The sequence below is a fragment of the Paraburkholderia phymatum STM815 genome, assembly GCF_000020045.1.
In the GTDB taxonomy this organism is placed as follows: Bacteria; Pseudomonadota; Gammaproteobacteria; order Burkholderiales; family Burkholderiaceae; genus Paraburkholderia; species Paraburkholderia phymatum.
The window spans coordinates 43799-61858 of the sequence record NC_010623.1 but is presented as its reverse complement, the minus strand read 5'-3'; the positions used below and the strand labels follow the sequence as shown (position 1 = coordinate 61858).

Annotated in this window: 7 protein-coding genes and 2 pseudogenes; 8 read left to right on the top strand and 1 reads right to left on the bottom strand. The window is 63.6% G+C overall.

Annotation, left to right across the window (positions count from 1 at the left end):
* The first annotated feature begins 103 nt into the window (after positions 1–103).
* From cobW to BPHY_RS16015, 8 genes and pseudogenes are all read left to right on the top strand, one after another.
* Positions 104–1213, top strand: coding sequence for a cobalamin biosynthesis protein CobW (gene cobW / locus BPHY_RS16040; RefSeq protein ID WP_012402494.1), 1110 nt, complete (start codon positions 104–106; stop codon positions 1211–1213).
* Positions 1214–1223: 10 nt separating this feature from the next.
* Positions 1224–5027, top strand: coding sequence for a cobaltochelatase subunit CobN (gene cobN, locus BPHY_RS16035; RefSeq protein ID WP_012402493.1), 3804 nt, complete (start codon positions 1224–1226; stop codon positions 5025–5027).
* The gene (locus BPHY_RS16030; protein ID WP_012402492.1) at positions 5024–6052 is read left to right on the top strand and encodes an ATP-binding protein; all 1029 of its coding nucleotides are present in this window, start codon (positions 5024–5026) and stop codon (positions 6050–6052) included. Before cobN ends, BPHY_RS16030 begins: the two co-directional genes overlap by 4 nt.
* 29 nt (positions 6053–6081) lie before the next feature.
* Positions 6082–6729 (top strand): vWA domain-containing protein, encoded by a 648-nt coding sequence (locus BPHY_RS16025; RefSeq protein WP_012402491.1) that lies wholly within the window; start codon positions 6082–6084, stop codon positions 6727–6729.
* Between the two features lie 452 nt (positions 6730–7181).
* Positions 7182–7592: pseudogene (locus BPHY_RS44450) on the top strand (ESPR-type extended signal peptide-containing protein); the annotation flags it as partial.
* Positions 7593–7787: 195 nt separating this feature from the next.
* A pseudogene (locus BPHY_RS44445) lies at positions 7788–7931 on the top strand (trimeric autotransporter actin-nucleating factor BimA); the annotation flags it as partial.
* 93 nt (positions 7932–8024) lie between these two features.
* Complete coding sequence (locus tag BPHY_RS41385) at positions 8025–15788, top strand: YadA-like family protein (protein WP_052306112.1); 7764 nt, start codon at positions 8025–8027, stop codon at positions 15786–15788.
* A 51-nt stretch (positions 15789–15839) separates the two neighbouring features.
* Positions 15840–16955, top strand: coding sequence for an OmpA family protein (locus BPHY_RS16015; RefSeq protein ID WP_012402489.1), 1116 nt, complete (start codon positions 15840–15842; stop codon positions 16953–16955).
* Positions 16956–17079: 124 nt separating this feature from the next.
* On the opposite strand, the gene BPHY_RS16010 is transcribed toward BPHY_RS16015, so the two are convergent.
* Positions 17080–18033 carry a flagellar brake protein gene (locus tag BPHY_RS16010; RefSeq protein ID WP_012402488.1) on the bottom strand — a complete coding sequence of 318 codons (954 nt, stop codon included), beginning with the start codon at positions 18031–18033 and terminating at the stop codon, positions 17080–17082.
* Between the last annotated feature and the right edge of the window lie 27 nt (positions 18034–18060).

The window sequence follows — 18060 nt, the reverse complement described above, 5'->3', positions numbered from 1 at the left end:
TTGCGGCGCCGTTTTCCGTCCCCGTACATCACGCTGAATCGCATCGCTCGCGGCGCTGCGATTCCAGAAGTCGCCCGCAAACACATCGGGCAACGGAGCCATCATGCAGACACAGATGCGCAAGATTCCCGTGACGATCGTCACAGGCTTTCTCGGCAGCGGCAAGACGACGTTGATGCGTCACATCCTTCAGCGCGCGGGCGGCCTGCGCATCGCTGTGATCGTCAACGAGTTCGGCGAGCTCGGCATAGACGGCGAAATCCTCAAGGGTTGCGGCATCGGCTGCGATGAGAACGGCAACGAGACGGAAGGCCAGCTGTACGAGCTCGCCAACGGCTGCCTCTGCTGCACTGTGCAGGAAGAGTTCCTCCCGGTGATGGAGCAGCTCGTCGAGCGCCGCGGCCAGATCGACCATGTGCTGATCGAAACCTCCGGGCTCGCGTTGCCGAAGCCGCTCGTGCAGGCATTCAACTGGCCGTCGATCAAGAACAGCTTCACCGTCGATGCCGTCGTCACGGTGGTCGACGGCCCGGCTGTCGCGAGCGGCCAGTTCGCGGATGACCCTGTCGCCGTCGACCGGTTGCGCAAGGCCGATCCCAACCTCGATCACGAATCGCCGCTGCATGAACTGTTCGAAGACCAGCTGTCGGCGGCTGATCTCGTGATCCTCAACAAGACCGATCTGCTCGATGAAGCGCAGCAAGCCGCCGTCGAATCGACGCTGCGCGAAGAGATACCGCCGCAGGTGAAAGTCGTGCGCGCACACATGGGGCAGCTCGATCTGCACGCGCTGCTCGGGCTCGAATCAGCATCGGAAGAAACGATTCATTTGCGGCACGACCATCACGGTTCCGCCGATGATCCCGATCACGCGGATCACCATCACGACGAATTCGATTCCGTCGTCGTGACCGTGCGGGCGCCGTCGCGCGAGACGATGATCGCGGCGCTCACGCAGGTGGTCGAAGGGCACGCGATCTATCGCGTGAAGGGTTTTGCAGCGCTGCCGGGCGCGGCGATGCGCCTCGTGATTCAAGGCGTGGGTCGGCGCTTCGACAGCTACTTCGACCGGCGCTGGCAGGCGGGCGAAGTCGATAGCGCTACGCTGAGCCGCTTCGTGCTGATCGGCTCAGATCTCGATCAGCGGGTGCTGCAGCGCGCGCTCGACGAAGCCTTGAACGACATCATGAGCGCGCAGGCGCAACAGGCCTGAAGGCATCGCGATGCATTTGCTGCGCACCGTCCCCGGCGGATTCGTCGACGACGCGAAGGGCGTCATCCGTATCGACCAGAAGCCCGCGGATATCGTGATCCTCAGTTCCGCCGACACGACGCTGTCGCTGCTCGCGAGCGTCGTGCCGCGCCTGGGTGAGGGCTTTCCGAGCGTGCGGCTTGCGAATGTCACGTATCTGCGGCAGCCGGCCTCGGTCGATTTCTATGTTGACGATGTGTTGCAGCATGCGCGCGTCGTCGTCGTCGATCATCTGGGCGGCGAGGCGTACTGGCCGTATGGCATCGAACAGGTCGTCGCGCTCGCGCAGCGCAACAGGCAAACGCTCGCGATGTTTTCCGGCGATTTGCAGGAAGACCCGAATCTGCTCGCGCGCAGCACGGCGGATGCGGACCTGTGTCATCAGCTGTGGCGCTATCTGCGCGAGGGCGGTGCGCGAAATGCCGAGTCCTTCATGCGCTGCATCGCATGGCGTGCGCTCGGCTGGGGCGACGAGCCCGCGCCGCCCAACGCGTTGCCTGCCGCCGCGCTGTATCACCCCGCGCGTGATGCAGCGACCATCGAAGACTGGCAGGCGCGCTGGACACCGGGCGCGCCCGTTGTCGCGATCCTGTTCTACAAGGCGCATGTGCAGGCGGCCAACACGGCCGTGTTCGATGCGCTGATCGACGCGCTCGAGGCGCGCGGCATGAACGCGTTGCCCGTTGCGATCACGTCGTTGAAGGATGCGATCAGCCGCGATGTCGTGCAGCAGCTCGCCGAGCGGCATGACGTCGCGCTCGTGCTGAACACGACGGCGTTTGCCGCTTCCGCTATCGATGACCCCGAGCCGCTCGCGCTGGCGGGCGACGCACCCGTGATGCAGGTGATCCTGAGCGGCGGCAATCGCGAGGAATGGGTGAAGGACAATCACGGCCTCAATTCGCGCGATATCGCGATGCATGTCGCGCTGCCCGAAGTGGACGGCCGCATCATCACGCGCGCAATCAGCTTCAAGGGGCTTGCATATCGCTGTCCGCACACGGAAGTGGACGTGGTTCGCTATCAGCCGGATCAGGAGCGCGTGGCGTTCGTTGCCGAATTGACCGAGCGCTGGTGCAAGCTGCGCCGCACGTCCAACGCCGACAAGAAACTGGCGCTGATCCTTGCGAACTATCCGATGAGCGAGGGGCGCATCGGCAACGGCGTGGGGCTGGATACCCCCGCGTCCGTGGTGAACATCCTCCAGATGCTGCGCAACGACGGTTATCGCGTCGACGATGCGCCCTTGAACGGCGATGCGTTGATGGTCGCGTTGACGCAAGGCGTCACCAACGACCCCGCCGTGCGCGACTTGCGCCCCGCATTGCAAAGCCTCGCGCTGGGCGATTACATGACGCACTTCGCGCGTCTGCCGCAATCGCTGCGCGACGCGCTGAACGCGAAGTGGGGACCGCCCGAGCGCGATCCGACGCTGCGGCGCGGACGCTTCATGATCGCGGGCCGGCGCTGCGGGCATGTCTTTATCGGCATCCAGCCGCCGCGCTCGCGCGAGCAGAACGACTATGCGAGCTATCACGATGCCGAGCTCGCGCCGCCGCATGCTTATCTCGCGTTCTATTTCTGGCTGCGTCATCAGTTCGGCATCGATGCCGTCGTACATGTCGGCAAGCATGGCAATCTCGAATGGCTGCCGGGCAAGAGCGTCGCGCTCTCCGATGCGTGCTGGCCCGATGCGATTCTCGGGCCGCTCCCGCATCTGTATCCGTTCATCGTCAACGATCCGGGCGAGGGCAGCCAGGCCAAGCGCCGCACGCAGGCGGTGATCGTCGATCACCTGATGCCGCCCCTCACGCGTGCCGAAAGCTACGGGCCGCTCCAAGACCTCGAACGCCAGGTCGACGAATACTATGACGCGCTGATGGTCGACGCACGCCGCGCGAAGCTGTTGCGCAGGACCATCCTCGATACGATCGTCAAGCATCGGCTGCATGAAGAGCTGAGCCTCGAAGCGCCGAGCGATGCGGACTCGGAAGACACGCTCCTCACGCGCGTCGATGCATGGCTGTGCGAGCTGAAGGAAGCGCAGATTCGCGATGGCCTGCATACGTTTGGTCAGTCGCCGCAAGGCATGCAGCGACGCGATACGCTGCTTGCGCTCGGACGCTTTCCCGTTAGCGACGGCCAGGGCGCGAACGCGGGGCTCATCGATGCGCTGGCGCGCGATCTCCAAGTCGATCATTTGTTCGATCCGTTGTCGGCGGACTGGGCGGCTGCGTGGGAAGGGCCGTACCCTGCGCTGCTGCAACAGGTCAGCGATGCGCCGTGGCGTCACAACGGCGATACGCGTGAGCGGCTTGAACTGCTCGCGGCGTCGTTGCTCGATGACATGTGCGGGCTGCCTGGCGATTCACGCATCCAGCTCAACGCCGGTGAATTGCCGCACGCGGCGCGCGTGCTGCAGCGCCTGCGCAACGACATCCTGCCGCGTCTCGATGCATGCGGCGCGCACGAGTTGATGCATCTGAAGCGCGGGCTCGAAGGGCGTTTCGTGCCGCCCGGCCCGAGCGGTTCTCCGTCGCGCGGACGTCCCGATGTGCTGCCGACGGGGCGCAACTTCTATTCCGTCGACACACGCGCGATTCCGACTCAAGCGGCGTGGTCACTTGGATTGAAGTCCGCACAGACGCTGATCGAACGCCACTTGCAGGAGCATGGCGACTACCCGCGCGCAATTGGCCTTTCCGTCTGGGGCACGGCGACGATGCGCACAGGCGGGGACGATATCGCGCAAGCGCTCGCGCTAATCGGCGTCCGGCCGAAGTGGGCGCCGGGCAGTCATCGCGTGACCGACTTCGAGATCATGCCCATCGCCGCATTCGACCGTCCGCGCATCGATGTGACGCTGCGCGTGTCAGGCTTCTTCCGCGATGCGTTCGCGAACGTGATGCATCTGTTCGATGCGGCCGTGCAAGCCGTCGCCGAACTCGACGAGCCCGAGGACGTCAATCCCATCCGCGCGCGTGTCATGCGCGAGCGCGATGCGTGGATCGCGCGTGGGGTCGCGCCCCATGAAGCACGCAGGCGTGCGGGCTTTCGCGTGTTCAGCGCGAGGCCGGGTGCGTATGGCGCAGGCTTGCAGCAGATGATCGACACGCAGCAATGGCAGACGGACGCGGATCTCGCGAATGCGTATCTGTCGTGGGGCGGCTATGCGTACACGCAGAAAAGCGCCGGTGAGGAAGCGCGGCATGCATTCGGCACGCGGCTCGCCGCGATGGATGTCGTGTTGCAGAATCAGGACAACCGCGAGCACGACGTGCTCGATTCGAACGACTATTACCAGTTCCATGGCGGCATGACGGCGGCCGTGCGGCACCTCGCGGGCAGTCAGCCGCATGTCTATCACGCGGATCACAGCAATCCCGACACGCCGCGCATTCGCACATTGCATGAAGAGATTGCACGTGTGATCCGCTCGCGCGTCGTGAATCCGAAGTGGCTGGATGGCGTCAAGCGCCACGGCTACAAGGGCGCGGCGGAAATTGCCGCGACGGTCGATTATCTGTACGGCTACGATGCGACGGCGCGTGTGGTCGCCGATCATCAGTACGCGCTCGTCGCCGACGCGTATGTGAACGACGCCGATACGCGCGAGTTCATGCAGCGGCACAATCCGCATGCGCTCTCTGCCGTGTGCGAACGCCTGCTCGAAGCGATGCAGCGCGGACTCTGGCAGCAGCCCGGCGACTATCGCGCGCAAATCGAACAACATCTGCTGGATAGCGAACAGCACATCGAAGGATCACGATCATGAGCGAAGCCAACGCGCGGCGCGCGGCGTTTCCGTTTTCCGCGTTGATCGGCCAGGCACCTTTGCAGCAGGCGTTGTTGCTGGCTGCCGTCGATCCGGGCATCGGCGGCGTGCTGGTCAGCGGGCCGCGCGGCACGGCCAAGTCGACGGCGGCGCGCGCGCTTGCGGAGTTGTTGCCCGAAGGGCAGTTCGTCACGTTGCCTTTGGGCGCGAGCGAAGATCGCCTGATCGGCACGCTCGATATCGAATCGGCATTGCGTGACGCATCGGTGCGCTTTTCGCCCGGATTGCTGGCGAAGGCGCATCGCGGCGTGCTGTATGTCGATGAAGTGAATCTGTTGCCTGACGGGCTCGTCGATGCGCTGCTCGATGCGGCTGCAAGCGGCGTGAACACGGTTGAGCGCGATGGCGTTTCGCATACCCATGATGCGAGCTTCGTGCTGATCGGCACGATGAATCCGGAAGAGGGCGAACTGCGTCCGCAACTGACGGACCGCTTCGGTCTGATGGTTGCGCTGGAGAATTGCTACGAGCCGCAGATTCGACAGGACATCGTCAAGGCGCGGCTTGCGTTCGATCTCGATCCTTTTGCTTTTCGCGCGCGTCATGCTGTGCAACAGGCGGCGTATATCGAGCGCCTTTGCGATGCGCGTGCCGCGTTGACACGCCTCTCGTTCGACGAGGCCGTCCACGCTCACGTCAGTGCGCTATGTATCGCGGCCGGCGTTGACGGCTTGCGTGCCGACCTCATGATGCTGCGTGCGGCGCGCGCTTTGGCTGCATTTGAAGCGGCGGAAGTCGTGACGGTCGAGCATGTCGACCGCGTTGCGGAGTCGGTGCTGCTGCATCGGAGGCGATTCGACGATGAGGCCGCGCATCCTCACGAGGCCGCTTCCTCCCCTGGGCAGCCTTCTTCAACCGATAGCGCGAATTCATCCACCGACAGCGACTACGGTTATCTTCCGCCGGAGCCTGCGGGCATCACGCACGTCAAGGGCGTCATTCCGCTCAGCACAAAAAAACGCTGAGCCATCGGAAGGGCGCGACCGCGCGCACAATGCGCAGCGGTTTCCGATGGCGGCAAGGCGCAGGCGATGTATCGCGCGTCGGTTTGGCCGGCGCGCGCATTGCATGGCCGCGCACGCTTGCCGCTAAACGGAACGAGCAGCTGACTACCGATCACTTGCGTTTCAAGCATGAAGAGGCGCACAGCGGCGTGCTCCATTGCTTTCTACTTGACTGTTCGGCTTCGATGATGGCCGGGCAGCGGCTCGCATTGGCCAAAGGGATTCTCGTCGCGTTGTTCGATCAGGCGCGTATGACGCGCGATCAGGTCGCGCTGATCTGCTTTGGCGGATCGGAAGCCGACGTGCGTTTCGGACCCGCGGTGCCACGCTGGTGGAATGAGCGTTGGCTTTCGCCTATAGGCGGTGGCGGTGGTACGCCGCTGTTACTCGGCATTGAAACTGCCGCGTCGCTGCTCGAACGCGCGGCGCGCAAACGACCCACGCAGCAGCGCTGGCTGTGGGTATTTTCCGATGGACGCAGCAGCGGTTCGCCCGTTCGCCCTAGGGTCGCCGATGAAGTTGTGTTTGTTGACTTCGAGGACAGTCCGTCGCGACTGGGGCGCTGCTCGCGCATGGCGGGATTGTGGCGCGCTCAATGCATTTCCTCGGACGAACTGATTTGCGCCAGATCGCGTTGATGTTCGATCAAGGTGTTTTCGAATAGGTCTGTGCGGTTCTGCTCATCGCGAGCAGGGCAGGAGAGGTCGGCTCACGCATCTCATCTTCTCGCGCCATTGCATCGTTGTGCTGAGCAAATGTTGCTTCCGTCGCGCCATATATCCCATTGATTTTCGACTTCGAATGAATCCGACATCGATCGGATAAGTTTTGTTTTTTTCGATTCCATTCCTCTTGTTCGCCTCGATAAACGTACGAATCCTTCGAAAAGTGGGTTACGTATAGCCGTGTTCGGAATTGTCCGATTACTGAATATTGCAGGTTTTCATACTGTTCTGGGCGCGTAGGAGAGCGGCCGCTTATCGTCGTTCGGGCTACGGTGTGACATTACACGGGCTTGTTTTGGCACATGGGTTCCAAGAAATTCGATTTATGCGATTCAAAGTAGCGCTCAGATAAATTAGGATAACGAATGAATAAGACTTATCGATCGGTTTGGAACGAGTCGACCGGGACTTGGGTTGCTGTTCAGGAAAATGCAAAGGGAAGGCGAAAGAAGGCGGCGCAAAGTGCGGTAGCGCTTTTGGCAGCGGGTGCAGGCCTGACTTCTTCGCTGGCACACGCGGGTGCTCTTGACGGCGGATATGCACCCGGATACGGCGCGTCATCGCTCGGGTATGCATCGAGCGCCACGGGCGATTATTCGACGGCTTTGGGTTCGTTTACAAATGCTTCCGGCAATTGGTCGACCGCTGTAGGCAATCAGAGCACCGCGTCGGGCTTTGCCTCAGCAGCCTTTGGCGATTCTGCGATTGCCTCGGCGCAATATGCGACCGCACTGGGCCAGAATACATACGCGTCGGGAGCCGGGGCCACCGCGGTAGGGCAGAACGCGCGTGCGACGGGATACGTTTCATCATCGCTCGGGTATGCATCGAGTTCCAGTGGCAGTTGGTCGACGGCGCTTGGCAGTTTTGCAACTGCCACAGGTGACTGGTCAACTGGCGTCGGCAATCAGGCTACTGCAACCGGGTTTTCTGCGGCGGCTTTTGGCGATTCAGCTGTAGCCAGCGCGAACTATGCAACTGCGTTGGGGCAGGCGGCTCATGCTTCTGGAACCGGGTCGAGCGCAGTCGGGCAAGACGCAACTTCGGTAGGGGCATATTCCGTTGCACTGGGTGAGTCGGCGTCTGCAACCACGTCCAAATCAGTCGCGCTTGGCGCATACTCTGTTGCCAATTCGACCACCCTGTCGTCGGCGGGCTTCGAGCCAGGCGGCGCGGTAATTTCTGCGGCGTCGGCCGCGGGTGGCGAAATGTCGGTCGGTTCAGCCGGAGCGGAACGTCGCGTTACGAACGTTGCTGCAGGCCTGAACGGCACGGACGCTGTCAACGTTAGCCAGTTGATGGCGGAAGACGCCCGGGTCAACGTTCTCAGCAACACAGTCAACAACATTGGCAACAACGGCAACGGCGGTACGATCAAGTACTTCCACGCGAACTCGACGGCCGCCGACTCCGCGGCATCCGGCCAGAATTCGATCGCAGTCGGCCCTCAGGCGCTTGCATCGAATTCGTACGGGATTGCAATGGGCCCGCTTGCCACGGCATCGGGTGTTTCCGGCGTTGCAATTGGCGCAGCTTCACTTTCGACCGCTCAACAGAGCGATGCCTTCGGCGACTATGCGACCGCGAGCGGACTTTATTCCGTTGCGCTGGGCAATCAATCGACGGCATCCGCGCAAAGCGCATTGGCCGTTGGCGACACGGCGATCGCGTCCGGGGTGAACTCGAGCGCCATTGGCCGACAGGCGACGGCTTCGACATCGAATTCGGTTGCATTGGGCGCGAACTCAATCGCGAGCTCGACGACGCTCGGCTCGGCCGGCTTCAACCCAGGCGGCGCGTCCATCAATGCTTCGACGGCTGTGGGCGAAGTGTCCATCGGTTCGGCAAACGCAGAGCGTCGCCTCACAAACGTCGCAGCGGGTTACTCGGCCACGGACGCCGTGAACGTCAGCCAGCTGATGTCGGAAGACGCGAAGGTCAACGCCGAGGGCGCAGCGACGGCAGCGGCGCTGGGCGGCGGTTCCTCGTACAACTCGACGACGGGCGCGATCACGAACCCGACGTACAACATCTCGGGCGGAACGTATAACAACGTTGCAGGCGCGCTGACCAGCATCGATGCGCGCATCAACAACATCGGCAATGGCAGCAGCGGCGGCAATCTGAAGTACTTCCACGCGAACTCGTCGCTGGCCGACTCGACCGCGACGGGCGTCGACAGCGTCGTTGCCGGTCCGGCTGCAACGGCCAGCGCAAATAGCGCGGTCGCGCTTGGCGCCGACTCGGTGGCGGATCGCGATAACACGGTTTCTGTCGGTTCGTCGACGGCTCAGCGTCAGATCACGAACATGGCGGCAGGTACGGCCGCAACCGACGCAGTCAACGTTTCGCAACTGACGGGAGTGACGACGGCAATCGGCGGTGGCGCATCGGTGAAAGCCGACGGCACCATCGCACAGCCGACGTTCAACGTGTACGGCCAGACGTACTCGAACGTCGGCGATGCGCTCGCCAGCATCAACAACAACACGGGCAACATCGTTCAGAACCTGAAGTACATCAAGTTCGGCGCAAGTACGGCAGCTGCGGCACAGGCGGGGGGCACCGACTCGATTGCGATTGGCGGCAATGCGGTCGCGACGGCGAATGGCGCAATCGCTATCGGTCGCGGCGCGAATGCGACGGCTTCGAATTCGGTGGCGCTCGGCGTCAACTCCGTGGCAAACACGGCCAACACGTTTGCGGTCGGCAGCGCCGTGTTGACGCGTCGAATCGTCAACGTCGCGGACGGCACGGCGACCACCGATGCGGCCACGGTTGGCCAGGTCAACGCGGACATTCAGGCGGCTATCGCCAGTTTGCAAACCCCATTGACGTCGAAGCCCGCGTTGCTGGGATCGACTCCCACCCTCCGTTCCACCCAACTGCTCGGTGCTACGTCGAGTCTGACGCCGGATCAACTGATCTTCTCCGGTCCCACCGATAAGGCCGGGATGACCTATGCTCAAGGCCAGGATTCAATAGCGATCGGCCTGAACTCGCAGGCGACGGCTGACTACGCAGTCGCGATCGGCGACAACGCACAGTCGCTGGACAACAGCACGGTCGCCATCGGGCAGACGGCGATTACGGACGGACAGAGCGCGGTCGCCATCGGTTCGCAAGTGTCGGCGAACGGCAGCTACGCCATTGCAATCGGCAACAATGGCACTTTGGCGCAAGCCGATAACGCCATTGCGATTGGTAACAACGTGCAGGTCGGCGGCGTCAACACGATGGCCGTTGGCGAGAACATCGTTTCGACGGGTACCAACAGCATCGTATTGGGCTACGCCAGCGCGGACGGCGGACGCGCAAACGTCCTGTCAGTGGGCAGCAGCACGCAGCAGCGTCAGATCGTCAATGTCGCTGCCGGTACGCAGAACACCGACGCCGTGAACGTCTCGCAGCTCAAGGGTGCCGTCAGCGCACTCGGCGGTGGCGCAACGGTCAACCCGACGACGGGCGTAGTCACGGCACCGGCGTACAACGTCGCCGGTGGGACTTACGTCAACGTAGGCGCTGCGTTGTCGGCGCTCGATGCGGGCGAGAAGGCCATTTCGAACAACGTGATGAACGTGACGAACGTGGTGAACAACATCACGAACGGAGGTGGCATCAAGTACTTCCACACCAACTCGACGCTGGCGGACTCGTTGGCGAACGGTGCGAACTCTGTTGCAATCGGCGGTAACGCAGTTGCGACGACGTCGAATTCCGTCGCGCTCGGCAGCAACTCCGTCGCCAGCGCGGCTACGCTGTCGTCGGCCGGCTTCGCGCCGGGCGGCTTCTCTATCTCGGCCACAACGGCTACGGGCGAAGTGTCGGTTGGTGCGCAAGGTGCAGAGCGTCGCGTCACGAACATCGCGGCAGGCTATGCGGCAACCGACGCGGTCAACGTCAGCCAGCTGATGGCGGAAGACCAGCGGGTCAACGTTGTCAGCAACAACCTGAGCAACCTCAGCAACGTCGTCAACAACCTTGGCGGCAGCATCAACCTGAAGTACTTCCATTCGAATTCGACGCTGACCGACTCGACGGCATCGGGAACGGATGCGGTTGCCGTGGGTCCGCAAGCTACAGCGGCGGGCACGAGCGCGATCGCGATCGGTAACAGCGCGAGCGCAACGGCAGCGAACTCCGTCGCGCTGGGCTCGAACGCGACGACGACGGCGAACCTGTCGGCAGCCGCGTACAACCCCGGTAGCGCGACACTGTCGGGCACGACGGCGTCGGGCGAAGTGTCGGTCGGCAATGCAAGCTTCAATCGCCGCATCACCAACGTCGCAGCAGGTTCGGCTGCGACGGATGCCGTGAACGTCAGCCAGTTGATGTCGGAAGATGCAAAGGTCAACGCCGAGGGCGCAGGAACGGCAGCGGCGCTGGGCGGCGGTTCGTCCTACAACGCGTCGACGGGCGCAATCACGAACCCGACGTACAACGTTTCGGGCGGTACCTACAACAATATCGCAGGTGCGCTGACAGGCATTGATGCCCGTGTGACGAACATGGGCAACAACATCACGTACCTCAACAACGTCATCAACAACACCATCATCAACGGTGGTGGCATCAAGTACTTCCACGCGAATTCGACGCTGGCCGACTCGACCGCATCAGGCACGGATTCGGTCGCAATCGGCGGTGCAGCCAGCGCTTCGGCGTCGAACTCGGTTGCACTCGGCTCCAACGCGACGACGACGGCCAATCTGTCGGCAGCCGCGTACAACCCGGGCAGCACCACGCTGTCAGGCACGACGGCAGCAGGTGAAGTTTCGGTGGGCAATGCAGGTCTGAATCGCCGCATCACTAACCTCGCAGCCGGCTCGGCGGCAACGGACGCAGTGAACGTCAGCCAGTTGATGTCTGAAGACGCCAAGGTCAACGCGGAAGGCGCGGCGACGGCAGCGGCGCTGGGCGGCGGTTCGTCGTATAACCCGTCGACGGGCGCAATCACGAACCCGACGTACAACGTGGCGGGTGCAACGACCAACAACGTTGGCGGCGCGCTGACCAGCATCGATGCGCGCATCAACAACATCCAGGTCGGCGGTGGCATCAAGTACTTCCATGCAAACTCGACGCTGGCGGACTCGACGGCATCGGGCATGAACTCGGTGGCAATCGGCGGCGCAGCGATGGCTTCGGCATCGAACTCGGTGGCGCTGGGTGCGAACTCGCTTGCAAACTCGTCAACGCTTGCTTCGACCGGCTTTGCGCCGGGCGGCCTGACGATTTCGGCGGGTACGGCCGCGGGTGAAGTGTCCGTCGGCACATCGGGCGCGGAACGCCGCATCACGAATGTCGCGGCCGGCTACTCGGCAACGGATGCAGTGAACCTGAGCCAGTTGATGGCGGAAGACGCGAAGGTCAACAACGTCAGCAACAACCTGACGAACCTGTCGAATATCGTCAACAACATCAGCGGCGGCTCGAATCTGAAGTACTTCCAGGTGAATTCGTCGCTGGCGAATGCATCGGCAACGGGTACGGATAGCGTCGCGGCAGGCCCGAACGCGGTGGCGACGGCAAGCAACGCAGTCGCGCTGGGCGCGAACTCGGTGGCCGATCGCGCTAACACGGTGTCCGTCGGTTCGTCGGGCTCGCAGCGCCAGATCGTGAACCTTGCAGCCGGCACGAACCCGACGGATGCGGTCAACGTGTCGCAACTCGCGGGTGTTACGGCTGCACTGGGCGGCGGGGCGACGGTCAACCCGACGACGGGCGCGATCGTAGCGCCGGCGTACAACGTGCTTGGCAATACGTACTCTAATGTGGGTTCCGCACTGTCGGCCTTCCTGGACGCGTCGAGCAACCTGCAAACGAGCCTGAAGTACATCAATTTCGGCCCGAGCACGGCAGCAAAATCCCAGGCATCGGGTACGGATGCAATCGCGATTGGCGGCAATGCGGTCGCAACGGCCAACGGCGCAGTCGCTATCGGTCGCGGCGCGAATGCGACGGCTTCGAATTCGGTGGCGCTCGGCGTCAACTCCGTGGCAAACACGGCCAACACGTTCGCGGTTGGCAGCGCCGTGTCGACGCGTCGAATCGTCAACGTCGCGGACGGCACAGCGGCCACCGATGCGGCCACGGTTGGCCAGGTCAACGCGGATATTCAGACGGCTATTACCAATCTGCAAACCTCGCTTGCATCCAAGCCCGCCTTGCTGGGTTCCGCACCCGCCGTCCGGTCGACGCAGCTTGTCGGCGCAGTGGGCGGAGCGTTCCCGTCGCCGTCCAGCTTGACGCCGGATCAGCTGATCTTCTCCGGTCCCACCGATAAGGTCGGTATGACGTATGCCGAAGGCCAGGATTCGATGGCGATCGGCCTGAACTCGCAGGCGACAGCCGACTATGCAGTCGCGATTGGCGACAACGCACAATCGCTGGACAACAGCGCGGTCGCTATTGGCCAGACGGCGATAACGGACGGACAGAGCGCTGTAGCGATTGGTTCACAGGTCAGTGCGAACGGCGACTACGCGATTGCGATCGGCAACAACGGTACGCTGGTCCAAGGGGCCAACGACATGGCTATCGGTAACAACGTGCAGGTCGGTGGCGTGAATACGATGGCCATTGGCGAGAACATCGTGACGACCGGCACCAACGATGTGGTCCTCGGTTACGCCAGCACGGACGGCGGCCGCGCGAACATCGTCTCCGTCGGCAGCAACACGCAGCAACGCCAGATCATCAACGTCGCTGCAGGCACGCAGAAGACCGACGCCGTCAACGTCTCCCAGCTCTCTGGCGTGACGACGGCGCTCGGCGGCGGCGCATCGGTCAATCCGACCACGGGCGCAGTCGTGGCACCGGCCTACTCGCTGGCGGGCAGCACCTACTCCAACGTAGGCGCAGCGTTGTCGTCGCTGGATACGCGCATCGCATCGAGCGGTGATCCGCTCGCTGTCGATTACGACGCCGCGGCAAAGAATCAGATCACGCTGAAGGGCGCAAGCGGCACGAAGATCAGCGGTCTGATGGCAGGCGCGTTGAACGCAACCAGCTCGGAAGCCGTGAACGGTTCGCAGCTGTATGCACAGGGTGTATCGACGGCTCAGGCACTTGGCGGCGGCGCGTCGGTCAATACAACGACGGGCGCGATCACGGCTCCGCAGTACACGTTCGGCGGCGCGACGTACACCAACGTCGGTGATGCGCTGACGGCTCTGAACAACGCAGCGGGTTCGGGCAATGCACTGGGCGTGGTCTACAACGCCCAGGACAAGAGTGAGATCACGCTGGCAGGCGCGAACGGCACGAAGATCGACAAGCTGGCGGCAGGCGACGTGAACGCATCCAGTTCAGATGCCGTGAACGGCGCGCAGCTGTACAACGTGGCGGCATCGGCGGCGAATGCGATCGGCGGCGGTTCGACGGTGAACAACGACGGTACGATCAGCAATCCGACGTATGTCGTTGGCGGCTCGACCGTCACGACGATCGGTGGCGCGATCACGAACCTCGACGCCCGTGTCTATGCGAACAGCACCGACATCACGAACCTGCAAACGCAGATCAACGAAGGCGGCATCGGTCTCGTGACGCAGGATGCGACGAGCAAAAACATCCTCGTCGCGTCCGCGACGGGCGGTTCGCTCGTCGACTTTACGGGCACGGCTGGTGCTCGCAGGCTGACGGGCGTGGCGGCGGGCAACGTGAGTGCATCGAGCCTCGAAGCGGTGAACGGCACGCAGCTGTACAACGTGGCGGCGTCGGCGGCGAATGCGATCGGCGGCGGTTCGACGGTGAACAACGACGGCACGATCAGCAACCCGACGTATGTCGTTGGCGGCTCGACCGTCACGACGATCGGCGGTGCGATCACGAACCTCGACGCCCGTGTCTATGCGAACAGCACGGACATCACCAACCTGCAGACGCAGATCAACGAGGGCGGCATCGGCATGGTCACGCAGGACCAGCCGGGCAGCAACATCCTCGTTGCGTCGAAGACCGACGGCTCGGTCGTCGACTTCACGGGCACGGCGGGCGCGCGCATCCTGTCGGGCGTGGCGGCAGGGGTGGCGGCAACCGATGCAGTGAACGTCGGACAGCTGCAAGCGGCCGGCATTATCGACCCCAATGGCAAGACCAAGGCCGCCGTGACGTATGACACGAACGCGAACGGTTCGACCGACTACAGCAGCATCACGCTGGGGGACGGTACGGCGAACGCAGCGCCCGTGACAATCCACAACGTCGCAGCGGGCACACAGTCGAACGATGCCGTCAACTACTCGCAGTACGCGGCGTTGCAGGCCCAGGTCAACAACATCACGAACGCGGGAACGGGTGTCGATACGCTGTTCGTCGGCGACGGCGACCGCAACACGGAAGCAGCGCAGGCAGGCGGCACGCACGCCACGGCAATGGGCGCGCTGTCCGTTGCAAACGGCACGCAGTCGGTCGCGGCGGGCTATGCATCGAACGCGTCGGGCCAGAACGCCGTCGCAATGGGTGCAAACGCGTCGGCCAGCGGCAACAACGCCGTTGCACTCGGCGCGGGTTCCGTCGCGGATCAGGACAACACGGTGTCGGTCGGCTCGGCTACGCAGCAGCGCCGGGTCACGAACGTTGCCGCGGGCACTGCGTCCACGGACGCCGTCAACGTCGGTCAGTTGAACGAGGCGATTGCGCAGGCAAACGCATCGGTCGACGACAAGGTCAGCCAGGGTGTCCAGTCCGCGAACGCGTACACGAACCAGCAGATCAACAACCTCGACAAGAAGATGAACTCGCTCGGCGCGGCGGCGATGGCGGCAACGTCGCTGATCCCGAATGCACGGGCAGAGGGCAACTTCCAGATGTCGGCGGCTGCAGGTACGTATGGCGGCGCTGCTGCCATCGCGCTCGGTGCGAACTATTGGGTCAACGACCGCTTGCTGGTGAACGCGCACGTGACTCGCTCGACGGGCTACGGCGCAAGCACGGGCGCCTCCGTCGGCGCGACGTTCGGGTTCTAAACGCGTGACCAGCCCGCCGCGCGACGAGCGCGGCGGGCGGGGAGAAAAACGATGAAAACACCAAAACTACGCGGCCCGGTCTTCATGACGCTCGCCGCGACACTGGCGGCGGTTATTGCCGCGCCGGCGTTCGCGGAAAGCATCTCGAGTCAGGTCAAGGCGCTGACACCACTGGCGCAGCGCATCGCCGATCCCTATCGACGCGGGGCGGCCGAAGGCTTCCTCGAAATCGCGGAGCGGCAGGATAGTCATGTCCTCGTTTCGAATGTGTATAACGATGCGGCGAACCGTGCGCTCGGCAACGCGCGCTTTCTGATCGACAACGGCGCGCCGTGGCAGGGGTTGTACGCGGCGAAGAACTGGCCGACTCGCGACAAGTGGGTGCAGGCCATCCGTTCGATCGAAGCAACCAACGCCCGCGCTGCGTCATCGACGTGCAAGGGCGAATCGGCCGGGCGTCTGCTCGCGTTGACGGACGAAGTCTGGAAAGAGCAGGACGAAACGCACGGCACGCACTGGGTGCACGGCTGGGAGGCGATCGAGCGCGCGAAGAAGCTGAGCGTGCAGGTCAACGACGAACTCGACCATTGCGCACCGCCGCCTCCGCCGCCTCCGGCTGCGGACTCGCCGTTGCCCGAGAAGCCGATCTCGCTGTCCGCGGATGCGCTGTTCGATTTCGACAGCGCGAAGCTGAAGGCGGAAGGCTTCGAGGCCGTCGACGTGCTCGCGTCGAACCTGAAGCGTGTGAAGGCCATCGACGTCGTCACCGTGATCGGCTACACAGACCGCTTCGGCTCGGTCGCGCACAACCGCGACCTGTCGCGGCGTCGCGCCCAGGCCGTCGCCGACGCGTTGAAGCAGCGCGGCGTGGATCCTGGGCACTTCGACGTGCGCGGCGCGGGTTCGACGGCGCCTGTAGTCACGTGTCCGGGCCCGAAGAAGCCTGCCGTCATCGAGTGTCTGGCGCCTAACCGGCGCGTGGAGATTCGCGTGAGCGGGCAGACAGCCGCTTCCGTGCCCACGCCCGATGCGGGCTCGCAACGGTTTGCGCAAGCACCGCAGCCGGTGCAGCCCGCGCGTGTCCGGCCGCAAGCGCAACAGCAGCTGCAGTTGCGCAAACAGTGGCAGATGCCGGCACAGTCGCAACCTGCGCCGCAGCAGCCATAGCAGCACGTCACGCAACCTCCGGGTCCGCATGCCGTTCGTGCGGCCCACAACGCAAACGGCCCGGTCATCGTGGATGACCAGGCCGTTTTTCCATTGACGGGTACTGAGCGAAGAACTGGGCGCTCTATTTCGGACCGCTTGTCCAGAAGATCACATCGTCGATCCGGTCGAACACGTAGACCTTCAGTGCCATCTGCTCGACCTGATCGAGCTTCTCGAATTCGATGCCGTGCGTGATCGGGTCGCCGGGAGACGAGCCCGCCTGCACATTGCGGATGATCGCCGTGGTTTCGATCGACGTTTCCAGATCCTTCGAGCGCAGCGCGAACGCCACGCGAATGCGCTTGCCGACTTCGCCGACCGTCCACGGCGCGGCGAACGACATGCCCATCGCGCTCACGCTTTGCACGAGGCCGAGGCTTTCGTAGCCCGTGCCGTTCGCGTCGATGCCGAAGCGCAGCGGCAGGTTCGCGCGCACGCGCACCGACTTGCGTTCGCGCAGGCGGCGGACCGCGCCAGGCTTCGAGAGCACGAGATAGTGGAAGGGCACCAGGCAAACGGAATCGACGGTACACACGAAGCGGAACACGGCCTGGCTCGCGATCGCGACGATCTCGATGTTCTCGCCGACGGCCAGTTGCATCGCCTTGCCGTCGACGAGCGGTGGCGTGACGAATAGCGACTCGTTCGGCGCGAAGCCGATGATGCGCGACGGATGCATCGGCGCGCCCATGCCCACCTGCGAACGCACGCCGATCAACGCGCCGATCGTCAGGTGCATGTCCTTGAGCGCGAGCGAATCGGCGTCCGCCTGCTGCTTCGCGGTGGACAATGGGGCGGCTGCGCCGTCTTGCGGGACCTCGCTCAGGTCGCCGCGCTGCGGCTTGAAGTGCTGGAACAGAAAGCGGTGTTCCTCTGCACCGATCACGACTGCGCCGCGGTCGAACAGCAGCATGCCGTCACTGTCGACCACCGGAAACGCGAGCGGCTCACCGACTGGCACGGCGTCGGGCGCGAGCTGCCGAGACAGGACGGGCGCGCTTGCGCCCGTCTGGACGGTGTCTTCACTGGTTTGCATGCTGGGCGGTAGAAAAGTGGCAGGTAA